Origin of the sequence: Sphaerisporangium sp. NBC_01403, assembly GCF_045040145.1 — a bacterium.
Taxonomy (GTDB): domain Bacteria; phylum Actinomycetota; class Actinomycetes; order Streptosporangiales; family Streptosporangiaceae; genus Sphaerisporangium; species Sphaerisporangium viridialbum.
The window spans coordinates 6,283,827-6,300,439 of the sequence record NZ_CP109534.1; the positions used below are offsets into that span (position 1 = coordinate 6,283,827).

The window sequence follows — 16,613 nt, forward strand, 5'->3', positions numbered from 1 at the left end:
GGTGGCCTCACATGTGCGGGACGTCGTCGGGGATGGTGTAGAAGGTCGGATGCCGGTAGACCTTGTCGCCGCTGGGCGCGAAGAACGAGTCCTTCTCGTCGGGGCTGGTGGCGGCGATGTGGTCGGAGCGCACCACCCAGATGCTCACGCCCTCGTTGCGGCGCGTGTAGAGGTCGCGGGCGTGGCGCAGAGCGGTCTCGTCGTCGGCGGCGTGCAGCGAGCCCACGTGCACGTGGTTGAGCCCCCGCTTGCTCCGCACGAACACCTCGTACAACGGCCAGGCGCTCATGCGACCGCCCCCGCGCCCGCCACGACGGCGCCCGCCTCGCGGGCCTCGGCCTTGCGCGCGTGGGCGGTAGCCGCCTCGCGGACCCAGTCGCCGTTCTCGTGCGCGGCGCGGCGTACGGCGATGCGGCGGGCGTTGCAGGGGCCGTCGCCGCTGATCACCCGCTTGAGCTCCGACCAGTCGATCTGGCCGAAGTCGTGGTGCCCCCGCTCGTCGTTCCAGCGCAGATCGGGATCGGGGAGCGTCACCCCGAGCACCTCGGCCTGGGGCACGCTCATGTCCACGAACCGCTGGCGCAGCTCGTCGTTGGTGTGCCGCTTGATCTTCCACGCCATCGACCGGGCGGTGTTCGGCGAGGCGTCGTCGGGCGGGCCGAACATCATGAGCGACGGCCACCACCAGCGGTTCACGGCGTCCTGGACCATCGCCCGCTGCGCCTCCGTGCCCCTCATCATCGTCATCAGCAGCTCGTACCCCTGCCGCTGGTGGAAGGACTCCTCCTTGCAGATGCGGATCATCGCCCGCGCGTACGGCCCGTAGGAGCTGCGGCAGAGCGGCACCTGGTTGCAGATGGCGGCACCGTCGACCAGCCATCCGATCACGCCCACGTCGGCGTACGTCAGGGTCGGGTAGTTGAAGATCGAGGAGTACTTCTGCCGCCCCTCGATGAGCATCGCGGTCAGCTCGGCGCGGTCGGCGCCCAGCGTCTCGGCGGCGGAGTAGAGGTAGAGCCCGTGCCCGGCCTCGTCCTGCACCTTGGCGAGCAGGATCGCCTTGCGGCGCAGCGTGGGCGCCCTGGTGATCCACTCGCCCTCGGGCTGCATCCCGATGATCTCCGAGTGGGCGTGCTGGGCGATCTGCCGCACCATCGTCGCGCGGTAGCCGTCGGGCATCCAGTCGCGCGGCTCGACGCGCTGGTCCCGCTCGATCGTGCGGTCGAAATACCCTTCGAGGTCAGCCATACACCGCCACCCCTTTACCGAACATTCGGTCAGTTATCAGTCTCGCTCCGCGACCTGTCCCGGCGCAAGTCCGTACGTCCCAGGTCACGTCTCGCGCCTTGCGACCAGGGTCAGCACGTCGTACTTCGCCACCGAGGACCCGTCCTGCTTGGTCACGTCGGCGTCCCAGCGGACCTCCCCGTACGGGGCGCCCTCGCGCGGGTCGACGTGCTTGGCGGTGAGCGTGACCGACAGCTCGTCCCCCGGGTAGACCGGCGTGAGGAACCGGAGGTTCTCCAGCCCGTAGTTGGCGAGCACCGGCCCCGGGTCGGGGTCCACGAACAGCCCGGCCGCCAGCGAGACGATCAGGTAGCCGTGGGCCACCCTGCCGTCGAAGAACGGGTTGGCCCTCGCCGCCTCCTCGTCCATGTGGGCGTAGAAGGTGTCGCCGGTGAACTCCGCGAAGTGCTCGATGTCCTCAAGGCTCACCCGGCGGGGTCCCGCGACCACGGTGTCACCGGGCCTGAGGTCCTCCAGGTGCCTGCGGAAGGGGTGGACCTCGGTCACGGTGCGCTCGCTGCCGGGGACCCACCGGCCGGTGATCGCCGAGAGCATCGCCGGGCTTCCCTGGACGGCGGTGCGGTTCATGTGGTGCAGCACGCCGCGGATGCCGCCCATCTCCTCCCCGCCCCCGGCTCGGCCGGGGCCACCGTGCACGAGCACGGGCAGCGGGGAGCCGTGCCCGGTGGACTCCTTGGCGGCCTCCGCGTCCAGCACCAGCAGGCGGCCGTGCCAGGGAGCGGTGCCGAGCACCACCTCGCGGGCGAAGGCGGGGTCCCCGGTGACGATCGAACCCACCAGGCTGCCCTGGCCCCGCGCGGCCAGCTCGATCACCCGCTCGGCCGAGGTGTACGGCATGAGCGCGCTGAACGGGCCGAACGCCTCCACCTCGTGCGGCTCCGGCCGGTCGGGGTCGTCCACGCGCAGGAGCACCGGCGAGACGAACGCCCCCCGCTCGGCGTCGGCGCCGACGACCTCCACCCGCTCCGGGTCTCCGTACACCACCGAGCCCGCCGGGATCAGCGCCTTGAGCGCGCGGCGGACCTCCTCACGCTGCCCGAGGCCGGCCAGCGCCCCCATCCGCACGGACGGATCGGCCGGGTTTCCCACCGTGACCTTGGCCAGCCGGGCGGCGGCGGCCTCCGCCACCTCGCCGAGCAGGTCCGCCGGGACGAACGCGCGCCTGATCGCCGTGCACTTCTGCCCGGCCTTGACCGTCATCTCGGTCACGAGCTGCTTGACGAACAGCTCGAACTCCGGGGTGCCCGGGACGGCGTCCGGGCCGAGGATGGAGCAGTTCAGCGAGTCGGCCTCGGCGTTGAAGCGCACGGAACGGGACACGACGACCGGGTGGGTGCGGAGCTTCTGGGCCGTGGACGCCGAGCCGGTGAAGGCCACGAGATCCTGCTCGGTCAGGTGCTCGAACAGATCGCCCGCGCTCCCGCAGACCAGCTGCAGCGCGCCCTCGGGCAGGATGCCCGACCCGGCGATCAGCTCCACCAGCCGCGCGGTCACGTACGCGGTCTGGCTCGCCGGCTTGACCAGCGACGGCATCCCGGCCAGGAACGCTGGCGCGAGCTTCTCCAGCGGCCCCCAGACGGGGAAGTTGAACGCGTTGATCTGCACGGCGACGCCCCGCATGGACGTGTAGAGGTGCTGGCCCGCGAACGACCCGCCCTTGCCGAGCGGCTCCACACCGCCGTCGAGGTAGACCGTGTCGCCGGGCAGCTCGCGCCTGCCCTTGCTGGAGTACGAGAACAGCACCCCGATGCCGCCGTCGACGTCGAACTTCGAGTCGCCCAGCGTGGCCCCCGTGCGCAGCGACAGCTCGTACAGCTCCTCGCGGTGCTCGCGCAGGTGGGAGGCCAGCGCCTTGAGCAGCGCGGCGCGCTGCGGGAAGGTCAGGGCGCGCAGCTCCGCACCGCCGGTGCGGCGCCCGTACGCAAGGGCGGCGCCGAAGTCGACCCCCGCGGAGGAGATCCTGGCGACCTCCTCCCCCGTGACCGCGTCGTGCAGCGGGGCTCCCTCGTCGTCCGGGACCTGCCAGGAACCGTTGACGTAGCTGCTGAGCGGGGCCATCGCGGACCTCCCCATCGAGGAATCACATACCGGCCGTTCGTCCGGACAGGCGCCCGTCCATCTGGTGCGCCTCTCCGCTCCTACCCGTTTTCGCCGGCTTCCAGGGCGTGCCCTTGACAGCGGCGGAACCACGACCCTTAACTGGCGACAAATCATTATTAACCGGCCGTTCGGTCAGTATGCAAGGCGCGTGACACCCCGTGGAGGGAGGGCTGGGATACTCCTGCGATGACCACCGCCCGCGTCACACCTCCGCGACGAGGCCGCCCCGGCTACGACCTCGAGTCGCTGCTCGCCGTCGCGGTCAAGGTCTTCAACGAGCGGGGTTACGAGGCCACCAGCATGGAGGACCTCTCCCGCAGGCTCGGCATCACCAAGTCGGCGATCTACCACCACATCACCGGCAAGGACGAGCTGCTCCGCCTGGCCGTCGACCGCGCCCTGGACGGCCTGTTCGAGGTCGCGGACGAGGCCGCCGCCATGGACGGCCGCGCCATCGACAAGCTGGAGCACCTCGTGCGGCGCAGCGTGCACGTGCTGGTCGAGCGGCTCCCCTTCGTCACCCTCCTGCTCCGGGTGCGGGGCAACACCAAGGTGGAGCGCCAGGCGCTGGCCCGCCGCCGCCGGTTCGACCACATGGTGAGCGAGCTGGTCCAGCAGGCCGAGGCCGAGGGCGACGTACGTCCCGACGTGGATCCCGCCGTCGCGAGCCGCCTCGTCTTCGGGCTCGTCAACTCGCTGACCGAGTGGTACCGGCCGCGCGGCGGCATGGGCGCCGACGCCCTCGCCGACACCGTCTGCAAGATCGCCTTCGACGGTCTCCGCCAGGAGACCGTCGAAGGCGGCTCCTGACTAGGACGTGGCGGAGATCACCGAGCCCTGGTAGGTGTCCTCGATGAACTTCTTCACCTCGGGGCCGGCCAGCAGCTCGGCCAGCTTCTTGACCTGCGGGTCGCCCTCCTGGCCCTTGAGCACCACGAGACCGTTGGCGTACGGGTTGGCCTCGGCCTTCTCCAGCACCAGGGCGTCGGAGGCGGGCTTGAGCTGCGCCTCCAGCGCGTAGTTGCCGTTGATGACGGCCGCGTCCACGTCTTCGAGCGAGCGCGGCAGCTGTGCGGCCTCAAGCGGCTTGAACTGGAGGTTCTTGGGGTTCTCCGCGACATCCCGCTCGGTGGCGGCGGTGCCGACGCCCGGCTTGAGCTTGATCACGCCGTTGTCCTCCAGCAGCTTCAGGCCGCGTCCGAGGTTGGTGGCGTCGTTCGGGACGGCCACGGTCGCGCCGTCGGCCAGCTCGCCGACGCTCTTGACCTTCTTGGAATACAGGCCGAGGGGCTCCAGGTGCACCGCCTGCACGAAGGCCAGCTCCTTGCCACCCTTGGACTTGAGGAAGTCGGCCAGGTAGGGGCGGTGCTGGAAGTAGTTCGCGTCGAGCTGGCCCTCCTGGAGCTGGACGTTCGGCTGCACGTAGTCGGTGAACTCCACGATGTCCAGCTTGAGCCCGGCGGCGGGGGCCAGCTTGTCCTTGACGAACTTGAGGATCTCCCCGTGGGGCACCGGGCTGACACCGACCTTGAGCACGTCGTCCTTGGCGGCGGCCGGCTCCGAGCCCGATCCTCCGCAGCCCGTGAGCACCAGTGCCAGCGTGGCGGCGGCCACTGCCCCGATCAACTTGCGCACGTCATATCTCCTTTTCTCCGTCTATTGCCATTGGGGGAAAGCCCTGGGAATGGCTACCTGTGAGAGAGCCGGCGGGCGAGGAGGTCGCCGAGGCTCTGCACGAGCTGCACCACCACGACGAGCAGCACGACCGTGACGATCATCACCGTGGTGTCGAAGCGCTGGTAGCCGTACCTGATCGCGAGGTCGCCGAGGCCACCGCCGCCGATCGCCCCGGCCATCGCGGAGTACCCGATCAGCGCCACGATCGTCACGGTCAGCCCGGCGACGAGCCCGGGCAGGGCCTCGGGGAGCAGGACCCTCGCCACGACCCTCGTACGGCTCGCGCCCATCGCCTGGGCGGCCTCGACGAGCTCCCGCTCGACCCCGCGCAGCGCGGTCTCCACCAGCCGGGCGAAGAAGGGGACGGCTCCGAGCGTGAGCGGGACGATCGCGGCGACCGTCCCGATCGTGGTGCCGGTGACCAGGCGCGTGAACGGGAGGATCGCGACCATCAGCACGATGAACGGCAGCGAGCGCCCGACGTTGACGATCGCCCCGAGCACGGCCTTGACGGCGGGGGCGGGGATGAGGCCGCCGCGGTCGGTGGCGACCAGCAGCACGCCGAGTGGCAGGCCGAGCACCAGCGTGAGCAGCGCCGACCAGAACACCATCTGGGCCGTCTCGCCGGTGGCCTGCGTGAGCGCCTGCAGCAGGTCGTCGCCGCTCATCGGGCCTCCTCCAGGATCAGGCCGCGCTCGCGCAGGTAGGCGAGGGCCTCGGCGCTGTTCCTTCCTTCGAGCCTGACCCGCAGGCGCCCGACCGGCACGCCCGCGAGCTCCTCCAGGGATCCGCCGAGGATGTCGACGTCCACGTCGAACTTGCGGACCAGGCTCGACACGACCGGCTCGCCCGACTGCCCGGCGAAGGTCACGGTGACGCTGCCGGGCGGGGCGGGCTCGGGGAGCGGGAAGATCTCGCGGGTGAGAAGCGACCCAGGCCTGGCGATGAGCTCCGCGACCGTACCGGACTCCTCGACGCGGCCGTCGCGCATGATCGCCGCCGAGTCGCAGACGCTCTTGATGACGTGCATCTCGTGGGTGATCAGCAGGATCGTCAGGCCGAGCTCCTCGTTGAGCCGCTTGAGCAGGGCGAGGATCGACTGCGTGGTCCCCGGGTCGAGCGCGCTGGTCGCCTCGTCCGAGAGGAGCACCTTGGGACGCGCGGCGAGGGCGCGGGCGATGCCGACGCGCTGCTTCTGGCCGCCGGAGAGCTGGGCGGGGTAAGCCGAGGCCTTGCCCTGGAGCCCCACCAGCTCCAGGAGCTCGCCCACGCGCGCGCCGCGCTCCCGGCGCGGCACCCCGGCCACCTCCAGCGGGAAGGCGACGTTGCCCGCGACCGTGCGGGAGGAGAGCAGCGCGAAGTGCTGGTGGATCATGCCGATTCCCTGCCTGGCGCGGCGCAGCCCCGCGAGGTCGAGCGAGGTGAGCTCCTGGCCCGCGACGGTCACGGTGCCACTCGTCGGGCGCTCCAGCAGGTTCACGCAGCGCAGCAGCGTGCTCTTGCCGGCGCCGCTCTGCCCGAGCACACCGAAGATCTCGCCTTCCCGCACGTCGAGGTCGACACCGTCGAGCGCGACGACGCCGGTGCCGTAGACCTTTCGCAGGCCAGAAACATGTATCACAGGTAGGTTATATCCGAAATTGGAGGCGGGCAGGACGGCCGGGTAAGGGAGATCCCCCTTCAGAGACGGCCGCGGCACCCGCGGATCGACCGGTCGGCCAAGGGCAACGACCAGGTCAAAGGCGGGGCAAGCGTCATGCTGAGGCCAACCGCCCCACGCGTTCTCACCATTCCCGATCGGAAGTGTGATCCGGGCCACTGACCGGATCTGGCCGTTCTCGGGCACGGAAAACCGCTGCGTGGCCGGGGAACCGCGTCGCGCCAAGCTGCCCGGCCGCCGACTTTGAGGAGTTTTCGCGAAAGACGGCTAAGAGTAGATGCTACTTTACTGACGGTAGCCGCGGATGGGTGCGGACCTGGCCGGGAAGGAGCCCCCGCGCCGTCAAGCGGCCCGGACACGATGTCCCATCTCTTCCCAGGGGGGTCTGGTGGCGGGTGCGGTGAGATCGGGGTCACCGGTCGACGACCCGTGGGGTTCACGCCCGGGCATGGCGCACCTGGTGGGGTTCGCCGCCCTGGTGCTCGACAGGCAGGGGTGCGTCACCGAGTGGGGTGGCGGCGCCACCCGCCTGTTCGGCCACTCCCGCGAGAAGGCCCTGGGCCGCGACATCTGCGACCTGCTGCTGGGCGGCACCCGTCGCGACACGGTGAGGCGAGTCCTCGCCCAGGTGGCCGCTGGGGCGCGGTGGAGCGACATCCTCTCCGTCGCGCGCGCCGACGGCCAGGTCCACGACGTGGCGTTCGTCTGGGAGCCCCTGGCCCGTCCCGGCGCGTGGGGCGCGGTGATGGTCACCGCCACGGACACCTCCCTGCCCTCCCCCGCCGACGCCGGCGCCTCCGCCGGTGACCGCCTGGCCCTGCTGCACGAGCTGAGCGCCCACGTCGGCGCCACGCTCGACCCTCGGCAGGCCGCCGAGGACTTCATGGACATCGCCGTGCCGAGGTTCGCCGACGCGGCGAGCCTCTATGTCGTCGAGGGCCTGCTGAGGGACGAGCTCTATCCCGATCTCGCGGCCGACGGGTCGGTCAGGGTGCGGCGGCTGGCCATCCGCTTCGGCCCCCGCCGCACCGGCGAGCGCCCCGCGGGCGCGGACGAGTGGCGCGCCGTCTTCCCGGCCAACGAGATCGTCAACTACGGCGCGCGGCACCCGGCCAACCGCTGCATGACCGGCGACACCGCCATCCTCTACACCATGGCCGACCTCGAGATCAGCGAGCTCGACAGGATCACCGGCATGCTGGGCGAGTCGGCGATCAGCGTCCTTTCGAAGACCTCGTTCCTCGCGGCGCCGCTGACGGCGCGGGGCATCGTGCTGGGGTTCATCGCGTTCAGCCGCACCGCCGACCGTCCCCGCTTCGACGACCACGACAGAACCCTGGCCGAGGATCTCGCCACCCGGGCGGCCATCTGCATCGACAACGCCCGGCTCTACTGCCGCGAGCGCCGCACGGCCCACGCGCTCCAGCAGGACCTCGCGCCGCGCACGCTCACCGTCCCGCCCGGCCTGGAGGTCGCGCACCGCTACCTGCCCGCGAGCGCCATGACGGTGGGCGGCGACTGGTACGACGTGATCTCGCTGTCCGAGACCCGCATCGCGCTGGTGATCGGCGACGCCATGGGCCACGGGGCGGTGGCGGCCGGGGCGATGGGCCAGCTCCGCGCGGCCGTACGCGCGCTCGCCGGCTTCGACCTGCAGCCCGACCAGGTGCTGCGCCGGCTCGACCGCATGGCGGAGGACATCGAGTCCATCCAGTGCGCCACCTGCCTCTACGCCACCGTCGACCTCGCCACCCGCACCTGCGCCCTGTCCCGCGCGGGGCATCCGCCGCCGATCCTGGTCCACCCCGACGGCACCGCCTCCGTGCTCTCCCTGCCGTCGGGGCTCGCCCTCGGCCTCGGCGACCCCACCTTCTCCGGGGCCTTCACCACGACCGAGGTGACGATCCCGGTCGGGAGCACGCTCGCCCTCTACACCGACGGCCTGGTGGAGAGCCGCGAGCAGGACATCGACAGCGGCATCGCGGCCCTCCAGGAGGCGCTCGGCTCCCCCCGCGACACCCTGGAGTCCACCTGCGACGCCATCATCGCCGCCCTCCCCAGGCAATACGACGACGTGGCCCTCCTCCTCACCCGCACCACCGACGCGGCCTCGGCTCCTGCGCGCCGCCCGGCAGATCAATGATCGCCAGAAGGCGCGGCCCGTGGGTGTAGCCGTTGACCGTGGACGGCGGATCCTCGGAATGTCGGTGCCCGCGGCTAACGTACGCCGTGTGACGATCCCCGATGTCTCCCTCTCCGCCGTCCCTCCCGCGCAGGACGCCGGCCCGCCGATGGCCCCCTTCGCCTCGCTCGGGCGCACGGTGCTGCTGGTGGACGACGCCGATGCGACGCTCGCCTTCTACCGGGAGGTGCTGGGTTTCGCCGTCCTGCACGACCAGGAGACCGACGGCTTCCGCTACCTGCACATCGGTCTTCCCGGGCAGCAGCCCGCCGGGCTGTGGCTGATGCCCGCGACCACCGAGCACGACCGGCGCATGGTCGGCCGCCAGTCGGGAGACCAGCCGCTGCTGGTCCTCTACACCGACCACTTCGACCACGCCCGCGAGCGCCTGCTCGCCCACGGCTGCCCGGTGTGGGACGAGCGCGACGATCCGGGCAGCCGGTCGCTGCACTTCCGCGACCCGCTCGGCAACGTGATCGTCGCCGTCCAGCTCAAGGGGGCGGGGCGGTGACCACGGCCGACGACGTGCGGCGGCTGGCGCGCACCCTGCCCCGCTCCGAGGAGAAGCTGATCCGTGACCGGGTCAAGTTCCGGGTCGGCCGCATCGTCTTTCTCTCCCTGTCCCCCGACGAGACGCTGATGGGGTTCGGCTTCCCCAAGGAGGAGCGTGCGGCGCTGGTCGCGGCGGAGCCCGGCAAGTTCCTCATGCCGATCCCGTCCGACGAGCGGTACAACTGGGTCCGGGTCCGGCTGGCGGCGATCGACGAGGCCGAGATGCGCGAGCTCGTCCTGGAGTCGTGGCGCATGGCCGTGCCCAAGCGGGTCGCGGCCGCGTACTTCCAGGAGCAGGAGCAGCTCTCGGCGCCGTCCGGGCGGCCGTCTGAGCGGTGATCGACCGGCGGTCGCGCGCTCCCACGGCGACCGCCCGGCCACCTGGCACACGATTTTGTCGGTGCCCGAGTTCACACTCGTCGGTGTGACCACCTCATCCCAAGGAGGTTCCCGATGGCGCGACGACGGCCGGCCCGGCGTGGGGGGCGCCGCTCCGGCGGCGACGGCATCATGCTGGCGATGGTGGGGCTCGTGGTGGCGGTCCCCGTCATGAACGCGACGGTGGGGTTCGTGCGCGCGTCGTCGCCGTGGCTCCTGGTCACGACGCTCGCCGTGGCCGCCGTCGTCATCGCTGTGGCGCTGCTCGCCCTCCACAGGAGAGAGAGCCAGGCTCGCCATGATCGATCGGGGCGACCCCCTCGGCACGCTCCTGCTCACCCGCCGGCGCCTCAGCGTGTGAGCGGGGCGGATGAACAGGCGATCACTTCGGCGGGCGTCTCGGGTCAGAGGGCGTAGGTCGGGAAGAGGTTGGTCGTCGGCCAGGTCTTGACGGCGTTCGCGGCCTTGTGGAGCAGGCCGTCGATGTCGCCGTAGTTGAGCCCCGACGGGTCCTCGCGCTGGTCGAAGAGCACCACCCAGCTCAGCCCGTCGAACCGGCGCACCATGAGGGTCGAGGTGCCGGGCAGCGAGCCGTTGTGCCAGGTGTTCAGGCCGCCGGTCACCGGGCGCACCATCCAGCCCATGCCGTAGTACCAGCCCTCGGAGTTGACTCCGATGGAGGGCTTGGCGAACATCTTCGTGATGGACGCCGAGGTGAGCACCCCGGCGGCGTCGGAGATCGTGGTGAACTTCGCCAGGTCGACGGCCGACGAGAGCCAGCCTCCGTGGGCGGCCATGTTCTCGATGTTGAAGCTGCCGTACGCAGCGGGGACGACCGTCCCGGAGGTGTCGATGACCGTCGTCCCGGTCCCCGCGGCGAAGTACGGGGCCTCGGTCGGCCGCCGCAGGGCCTTGGCGGACCTGCCGAGCACCATCCGCTTGATCTTCACCGGCGCGAGCACCTTCTGCTGCACGTAGGCGGCGTACGACATGCCGCTCACCTTCTCGATGATCTTCCCGAGCAGCAGGTAGCCGTAGTTCGAGTACGCGTACTTCGTCCCCGGCGCGAGGTCGAGCGGGAGCCGTGACGTGTAGTCCATGACGTGCGCCTGGCTCACCGGCAGCGGAACGCCGAGCAGCTTGGCGACCGCGCGGTCCTGGAACATCGGGTCGGGCGAGACCGAGCGGTCCCAGCCGCCCAGGTGCTGCAACAGGTGGAGCACGGTGACGTTGCCGAGCCGGGCGTCGGCGGTCGTGCTCAGGCCGAGCAGGGGCGCCACCCGGGCGGTCAGGCTCAGCTTTCCGTCCTGGACGAGCTTCATCACGGCGGTCGCCGTGACGGGCTTGCTCACGCTGGCCACGCGGAACAGCGAGGTGGGGCCCGCATGGAACGACGTGTCCGCGGTCCAGTTGTAGCCGCGGGCCAGCACCAGCTTGCCCTTGCGCACGACGGCCAGCGACGCGTGCGGGATGGTGCGCGCCTGCATGAAGCTCTTGAGAGTGCTGTCGAACGACGCCAGGCCGGAGGCGGCCTGGCCGGTGACCCGCCAGACGCGGGCGGCGGAGGTCTCGGCGATGGCCGGTCCCGTCTTCGTGGCGGCGAACCCGGCCGCCGCGGCGCCCGTCAGCAGCCGGAACGTGTCCCTGCGAGTGAGCATCCCAGATCCCCCGATCGCGGTGAAGTAATAGCAAAAGCGGATCTTACGGGAACCGGCCCCGCCGCACGGGGTTTCGACACGGCGGGAGACTATTGACACCGGCTCCTGGGCTGCTACGGCCGCGGGGACCTACCCTCCGGCGTCGACGCCGCCACGCCGTACGTGGACATGAGCTCCGGCAGGACGCGAGATTCGGCGAGCACAGGAATTTCGGCCCCGGAGCCGCACGGCCGGTGCCCGAGAACAGGCCGCGGCTGACCGCCGAGCACGCCGCTGAGCAAACCCCTCGTACATACCTGGGCGACTGGAAGCCATTAATCGCGATATATCGTCCGTAGCCCTGAGAAAACGGGTTATCGGGCATCCCTAACCGGCCATTGACCAGCGTACGACGGCAGATCACGAAAACGCCGACAAACGCGATTTAAGAAGGCCTGGAAAAGCACCACACGGCGCGGCATACTAGCCTGACAATCAAGCCGTCCAGTGGGGAACGCATCGCAGCGAAGGAGTATCCGCGATGGACCCCGCCCTGGTCACCCTCGCCGGCGCCGCGGGAACAGCACTGGTCCAGGCCATGACCAGAGACAGCTGGGAAGCGGTCAAGGCGCGCTTCTCCACGATCTTCAGCCGCCACGCCGAGGTCGACCCCGCCGAGCTGGAACGCGAGCTGGAGGCGAGCGAGCAGCGCCTCCGATCGCCCTCCGGCCCGCTGGAGCCGGCCGTGGAGGACGAGCGGCGACGCTGGGCGACGCTCCTGGCCGCCTTCCTCGCCCAGCACGCCGAGGCGGCTCCCGAACTGCAGGACTTCGTCCACGACGTGCGGCAACTCGCCGCGCGTGACTCCTTCAACGTGGTGCAGCAGATCACCGCCGGACGCGACTCCTACACCGCCGGACGCGACCAGCACCTGTTCCCGGGTGTGGACGACGACGATGAGCGCTGAGCCGGAGTCCCGCGGGGAGCTGGTCCAGCGGGTGATGGCACGGCGCGACGCCTTCACCGCGGCACGCGACCTCTACGTGAACATCCTGCTGGACGAGCGGCGGCCCGAGCCGGCCGTCGGGGGCTCCTACCGGCGCGAGCGTTCGCTGTTCATCCAGTACGTCAACCCCGAGATTCTGGCCTGTTACGGAAAGGACGTGACCAGAGGCGACGTCGGCCGGATCCTGGAACAGTCGCTCAGGGCCACCCGGCTGGCGGTGCTGCTGACGGACGCCTATCTCCTGTTCCCCTCGTCCTACATGTTCGAGCTGCCGTGGTTCGGCGTTTTCCTCCGGGCCGTCGAGCCGCTGATCCACGAGGGGCTGATCCGCCATACGTCCACCACCCCCGAGCTGACGGCGTACCGGGACATGAAAGTCCGGGAGTATCGCCGCGACGAGAACAATCCATATTCGACGTCGCAACGGTTCCACATCGAGCCCGATCTTGTGTGGTATCCGCATTCCGGAAAGCCCACGTCCGTGGGCATCGCCGAGCTGTGGAGCCGGGCGCTGACTCCGGACGGCGGCCTCTCGGGCGTGGTTCACGCGGTCGCGCGCGCGTTGCACCGCCCGTACGGGCGCGTGGAGAGGGCCATGGCCAGGTCGCCCGAGCGGCTGGAAGGGCAGGCGTTCGTCAAGCGCTTCGTCGAGCGCACCCTGCCCGGCCCGATGCCGGGCGACGCGGACAGCCTCCTCGGCCTGTTCCTGTCGGCCGCCTACCTGCGCAGCTACGTGCGCGACCTGGACACCGCGATCCTCACCGACCTGCCGATAGGGCCGCTGTCGTGCGAGCTGAACGACTCGATGGAGGACATGAAGGGACGGGTCCTCTCGTACCGGCGCCTCGACCTCGCGCTGCACTGGCTGCGCGTCGACCACTTCGTCCACCGTGGGGCCACCTGGAAGGAGCTCGTTCTTCTGAGATCCAGCGCCGAGTTCGGCATGATTACGTCGTTGCTATATGGGAGCGGCTCGGCGAACGCATTCAGGCTCGCGATCATCGGCGCCAGTAGGTCTCGGCACTTCGGTCCCGCCGCCACCTGTGGGGACGCACTGTCCAACGTGGCGGTCGTGGCCGACCAGCTGGCCCGGATGCTCGGCTGACCGTTCCACCCACCCCGCGCGAGGTCCGTCGCGGGCGGAACGAACGGCGAGGGAACACCAATGAAGCTTTCGGTGTACTGCTCCGGGTCCATCGCGAAGGGAGCCTCCGACACCGGGAAGCTCACCTGGTCCGACACCGAGAGGATGGAGGTCGCCAAAGGAGCCGCACCCCACGAGGTCGTCTTCCTCAATCCCGACGACCCCATCACCGACCCGCACAACACCCTTGGGCAGTTTGGTCGAGACATGTATCAGGTCATGGTCGCGACGGCGGTGATCGTGGACGCGCGAGAGAGGCGCGGCCTCGGCATCGGCGTCGAGATGGCGGCGGCGGGCACCTTCGGCACGCCCGTCATCGTCGTGGCGCCGCCGAACTCCAAGTACCGGGCCGACACGCTCGAATACCGAGGCGTCACCGTTCACGACTACGTCCATCCGCACGTCGCCGCGCTCTCCGCGGCCATCGCCGACGACTTCCTCGCCGCGGGCGAAGAGCTGGCGCGCATCGTGGACGCCAACGCCCTGCCGGGGCTCTCGCACGTGCCCGGCTGGCTCGGGAGGGCGATCGACGAATACCGCGACAACGTCCTCGGAGCCGACCTACCCATGCTGGAGGCGTTGCGGCAGCTCGACCTAATCCCCGGATGACCGACAGGAGGACCAGGTGATCCTCGAAGCCGAGGACAGCACCGCGGAGCTCATCGAGGCGGGGACGCACGCGTCCCGGTTGTACGTGGTGCGCAACAGCGCTCTTGAACGAATGCTCTTCGACCGCAACCTCGTCGGAACGGACTTCCGCCGGGCGTGCCTTGCGTCGAGCCGCCACTTCTTCGGCCATCTGGCCGACGAGCTCCACCCCGGCGACACGGCCGAGCTGATGATCCTGAGCAAGGGGCTGGTGTACCAGCTCGGTGACGCAATGGCCCGGCAGAGCGGTCACAACCTGCCGCTGAACTTGGTCGCCACCTCGCGGGTGGCCGTGTCAGCGGAGTCCGCCCGGGTCGAGGTGTCGTACGCGCAGATCGAGGCGCCCGCGTGCACTCTGCTGGTCGGGGACACCGTGGCCTCCGGGGCGACGATCGTCGCGGCGGTCGGCCGCTACCTGGAGACCCACCCGCTGAAGCGGCTGTACGTCCTGTCGTACGCCGGGACCCGCGCGGGAGCGGAGCGCATCGCCGCCTTCTGCGCGCGAAGGGGCATACGGTCGACGTTCCTCTACGGCCTCGCCGCCTTCGGCCTCGGTCTCAACGGATTCGACCTCTCGTTCCTGCATCCCGGGACGGTCACCAGGCAGGCGTACGTCGACAGGGCCGCCAGGCAGTTCTCAGGGAAGCCGGTCTCGGCCGTGGGGTGGGACTTCGGCTCGCAGGTCATGGCGCCGCGCAAGTACCGGCGGCTGTGCTGGGTCGAGGCGGAGGTGTGGGGCCTGCATGGCAGCGACTGCCTGGCGGTCGCCGAGAGGCCGGAGAACTGGGCCGAGCTCGCCCACGAGCGCGCGGCGTACGCGGACGCCCTCGGGCCCGGCTGGAAGAACATCATCCATTCACGCGATGCCCTGTGATGTCACATTCATCCACCCGGCACCTGCCGCGCATTGCGGCGCGGTGAACGGCTGGCGACAATGGAAACCGGCTAAGGAGGTCGCCGATGGCTGAGAGCGGCGCATCGACGGAGCGGTTCACCGACGAGGAGTACGCCTTTCTGCGCTACGCCAGGTTCGGCGAGCTGCCGGCACGCGTCCTGCCAAGCGAGATGATCGAGGAGGTCGAGACCGGCCATCCCCACGACGTCCCCGAGCAGGCGTTCGACGCCCGCCGCTGGGGTGAGGCGGGCCGCTGCCTTTGAATGGGCGTCCCAGCTGATCACGAGGGCCGGGGCTCACACAGGAACTCCCTGAGCGCCCGGTAGTACGGCACGATCGTGGTGATGTCCACGTGCTCGTCCGGTCCGTGCTGGCCGTCGCCCCCGACGCCGAAGATGACGGCGTCGACGCCCCGCTGGTAGTAGAAGCGGCCGTCCGCGGCGCCGTGCTTGCGCAGGAAGCCCGCGTCGTAGCCCTGGTTCCGCGCGGCCCGCTGGAGCCCGCGCACCTTGGGATTGTCCCGATCGGCGTGGTGCGGCGCGTCGACGTGGCCGACGACGGGCGTCACGCCGGGCTCGCAGAAGGTCCGCAGGTACGCGGTGATCTCGTGGACGGTCCTGCCGCCGAGGTCCGCGTCCTCGGGCGGGAAGCGGATGTCGAGCCACGCCTCCGCCGCGGCGGGCACCTGGTTGCGGATCGCGTCTGGGGTCTCGACGCGCGCGACGTTGACGGTGGTGCGCCAGGCCTCCTCGGTGGCGACGGGATACCGTGCCAGCACCTTGTCCAGGCTGCGCAGGAGCTTGAGCAGGGCGTTGTCGCCGAGCCACGGGTAGGCGCCGTGGGCGCTCCGGCCGACGGCCGTGAGGTTCGCGGCCACCATGCCCTTTGAGTCGGTGACGATGCGCAGCCCGCTGCCCTCGCCGATGATGACGAAGTCGCCGGTGACGCCCTGTTCCAGCTGGTGCCGCGTGCCGTCGCGCCCGCCGACCTCCTCGTCGGTGACGAGCTGCAGCGCCACCGGGTACGGCAGGCCGGCGGCCAGTTCCCGGAAGACCTGGGCCTGCACCAGCGCCGACACCTTCATGTCCTGGGCGCCCCGGGCGTACAGGCGGGTGCCCTCGCGGCGGGGGCGGAACTGGTCCGGCGGAGCGGGCACGACATCGAGATGGGCGTTGAGGATGACCTCGAAGCGCGGTCGTGCCGCGCCGGGGTACACCAGCGCGCTCAGCTTGCCGTTGGACTCGAACCGCTCCACCGTGAAACCGGGCCCGACGAAGTCCAGCACGAGATCGAGCGCCCGGCGCAGCTCGCCCGGCCGGTCGCCCGTCGACGGAACGGCGAGCAGTTCCTCCGTCATGGCGAGAAAGGACTCGGGCGGTTCCCCGCCCGTGGCGGGAAAGGGTTCGGCGTCCACGGATCAATCGTC

General features: G+C 70.5%; 18 protein-coding genes. 10 read left to right on the forward strand and 8 right to left on the reverse strand.

Annotation, left to right across the window (positions count from 1 at the left end):
• Window positions 1-7: 7 nt before the first annotated feature.
• From paaB to paaZ, 3 genes are all read right to left on the reverse strand, one after another.
• Window positions 8-289 carry a 1,2-phenylacetyl-CoA epoxidase subunit PaaB gene (gene paaB / locus OG589_RS28000; RefSeq protein ID WP_405140765.1) on the reverse strand — a complete coding sequence of 94 codons (282 nt, stop codon included), beginning with the start codon at window positions 287-289 and terminating at the stop codon, window positions 8-10.
• Entirely contained in the window at window positions 286-1,248 is a 963-nt protein-coding gene (paaA, locus tag OG589_RS28005; protein ID WP_405140766.1) for a 1,2-phenylacetyl-CoA epoxidase subunit PaaA, read from the reverse strand. The genes paaB and paaA overlap by 4 nt, the downstream gene beginning before the upstream one ends.
• 84 nt (window positions 1,249-1,332) lie before the next feature.
• Window positions 1,333-3,366 (reverse strand): phenylacetic acid degradation bifunctional protein PaaZ, encoded by a 2,034-nt coding sequence (gene paaZ / locus OG589_RS28010; RefSeq protein WP_405140767.1) that lies wholly within the window; start codon window positions 3,364-3,366, stop codon window positions 1,333-1,335.
• 228 nt (window positions 3,367-3,594) lie between these two features.
• Here paaZ and OG589_RS28015 point away from each other — a divergent pair, with 228 nt between their 5' ends.
• Complete coding sequence (locus OG589_RS28015) at window positions 3,595-4,218, forward strand: TetR/AcrR family transcriptional regulator (protein ID WP_405140768.1); 624 nt, start codon at window positions 3,595-3,597, stop codon at window positions 4,216-4,218.
• Here OG589_RS28015 and OG589_RS28020 read toward each other — a convergent pair whose 3' ends face one another.
• From OG589_RS28020 to OG589_RS28030, 3 genes are read right to left on the reverse strand one after another with little or no spacing between them, the layout of a single operon-like run.
• Window positions 4,219-5,043 (reverse strand): MetQ/NlpA family ABC transporter substrate-binding protein, encoded by an 825-nt coding sequence (locus tag OG589_RS28020; protein ID WP_405140769.1) that lies wholly within the window; start codon window positions 5,041-5,043, stop codon window positions 4,219-4,221.
• Between the two features lie 53 nt (window positions 5,044-5,096).
• The gene (locus tag OG589_RS28025; RefSeq protein WP_405140770.1) at window positions 5,097-5,753 is read right to left on the reverse strand and encodes a methionine ABC transporter permease; all 657 of its coding nucleotides are present in this window, start codon (window positions 5,751-5,753) and stop codon (window positions 5,097-5,099) included.
• Window positions 5,750-6,706 (reverse strand): methionine ABC transporter ATP-binding protein, encoded by a 957-nt coding sequence (locus OG589_RS28030; RefSeq protein ID WP_405140771.1) that lies wholly within the window; start codon window positions 6,704-6,706, stop codon window positions 5,750-5,752. Before OG589_RS28030 ends, OG589_RS28025 begins: the two co-directional genes overlap by 4 nt.
• A 439-nt stretch (window positions 6,707-7,145) precedes the next feature.
• Here OG589_RS28030 and OG589_RS28035 point away from each other — a divergent pair, with 439 nt between their 5' ends.
• From OG589_RS28035 to OG589_RS28050, 4 genes are all read left to right on the forward strand, one after another.
• Complete coding sequence (locus tag OG589_RS28035; RefSeq protein ID WP_405140772.1) at window positions 7,146-8,888, forward strand: SpoIIE family protein phosphatase; 1,743 nt, start codon at window positions 7,146-7,148, stop codon at window positions 8,886-8,888.
• 88 nt (window positions 8,889-8,976) lie between these two features.
• The gene (locus tag OG589_RS28040) at window positions 8,977-9,438 is read left to right on the forward strand and encodes a VOC family protein (protein ID WP_405140773.1); all 462 of its coding nucleotides are present in this window, start codon (window positions 8,977-8,979) and stop codon (window positions 9,436-9,438) included.
• Window positions 9,435-9,818 carry an MmcQ/YjbR family DNA-binding protein gene (locus OG589_RS28045; RefSeq protein WP_405140774.1) on the forward strand — a complete coding sequence of 128 codons (384 nt, stop codon included), beginning with the start codon at window positions 9,435-9,437 and terminating at the stop codon, window positions 9,816-9,818. The genes OG589_RS28040 and OG589_RS28045 overlap by 4 nt, the downstream gene beginning before the upstream one ends.
• Before the next feature lie 114 nt (window positions 9,819-9,932).
• Window positions 9,933-10,274: a hypothetical protein gene (locus tag OG589_RS28050; protein ID WP_405140775.1), complete on the forward strand. Its 342-nt coding sequence runs from the start codon at window positions 9,933-9,935 to the stop codon at window positions 10,272-10,274.
• Here OG589_RS28050 and OG589_RS28055 read toward each other — a convergent pair.
• Window positions 10,262-11,515 (reverse strand): serine hydrolase domain-containing protein, encoded by a 1,254-nt coding sequence (locus OG589_RS28055; protein ID WP_405140776.1) that lies wholly within the window; start codon window positions 11,513-11,515, stop codon window positions 10,262-10,264. The genes OG589_RS28050 and OG589_RS28055 overlap by 13 nt on opposite strands.
• A 520-nt stretch (window positions 11,516-12,035) precedes the next feature.
• On the opposite strand from OG589_RS28055, the gene OG589_RS28060 reads away from it, so the two are divergent.
• From OG589_RS28060 to OG589_RS28080, 5 genes are all read left to right on the forward strand, one after another.
• Window positions 12,036-12,461: a hypothetical protein gene (locus OG589_RS28060; protein ID WP_405140777.1), complete on the forward strand. Its 426-nt coding sequence runs from the start codon at window positions 12,036-12,038 to the stop codon at window positions 12,459-12,461.
• Complete coding sequence (locus OG589_RS28065; RefSeq protein ID WP_405140778.1) at window positions 12,451-13,605, forward strand: hypothetical protein; 1,155 nt, start codon at window positions 12,451-12,453, stop codon at window positions 13,603-13,605. The genes OG589_RS28060 and OG589_RS28065 overlap by 11 nt, the downstream gene beginning before the upstream one ends.
• Before the next feature lie 60 nt (window positions 13,606-13,665).
• Entirely contained in the window at window positions 13,666-14,253 is a 588-nt protein-coding gene (locus OG589_RS28070; protein WP_405140779.1) for a hypothetical protein, read from the forward strand.
• Between the two features lie 16 nt (window positions 14,254-14,269).
• Entirely contained in the window at window positions 14,270-15,166 is an 897-nt protein-coding gene (locus OG589_RS28075; RefSeq protein ID WP_405140780.1) for a hypothetical protein, read from the forward strand.
• Window positions 15,167-15,252: 86 nt separating this feature from the next.
• On the forward strand, window positions 15,253-15,450 hold the full coding sequence (locus OG589_RS28080) for a hypothetical protein (RefSeq protein ID WP_405140781.1): 198 nt from the start codon (window positions 15,253-15,255) through the stop codon (window positions 15,448-15,450).
• A gap of 17 nt (window positions 15,451-15,467) precedes the next feature.
• On the opposite strand, the gene OG589_RS28085 is transcribed toward OG589_RS28080, so the two are convergent.
• On the reverse strand, window positions 15,468-16,601 hold the full coding sequence (locus OG589_RS28085; RefSeq protein ID WP_405140782.1) for a M20 family metallopeptidase: 1,134 nt from the start codon (window positions 16,599-16,601) through the stop codon (window positions 15,468-15,470).
• Window positions 16,602-16,613 lie beyond the last annotated feature (12 nt).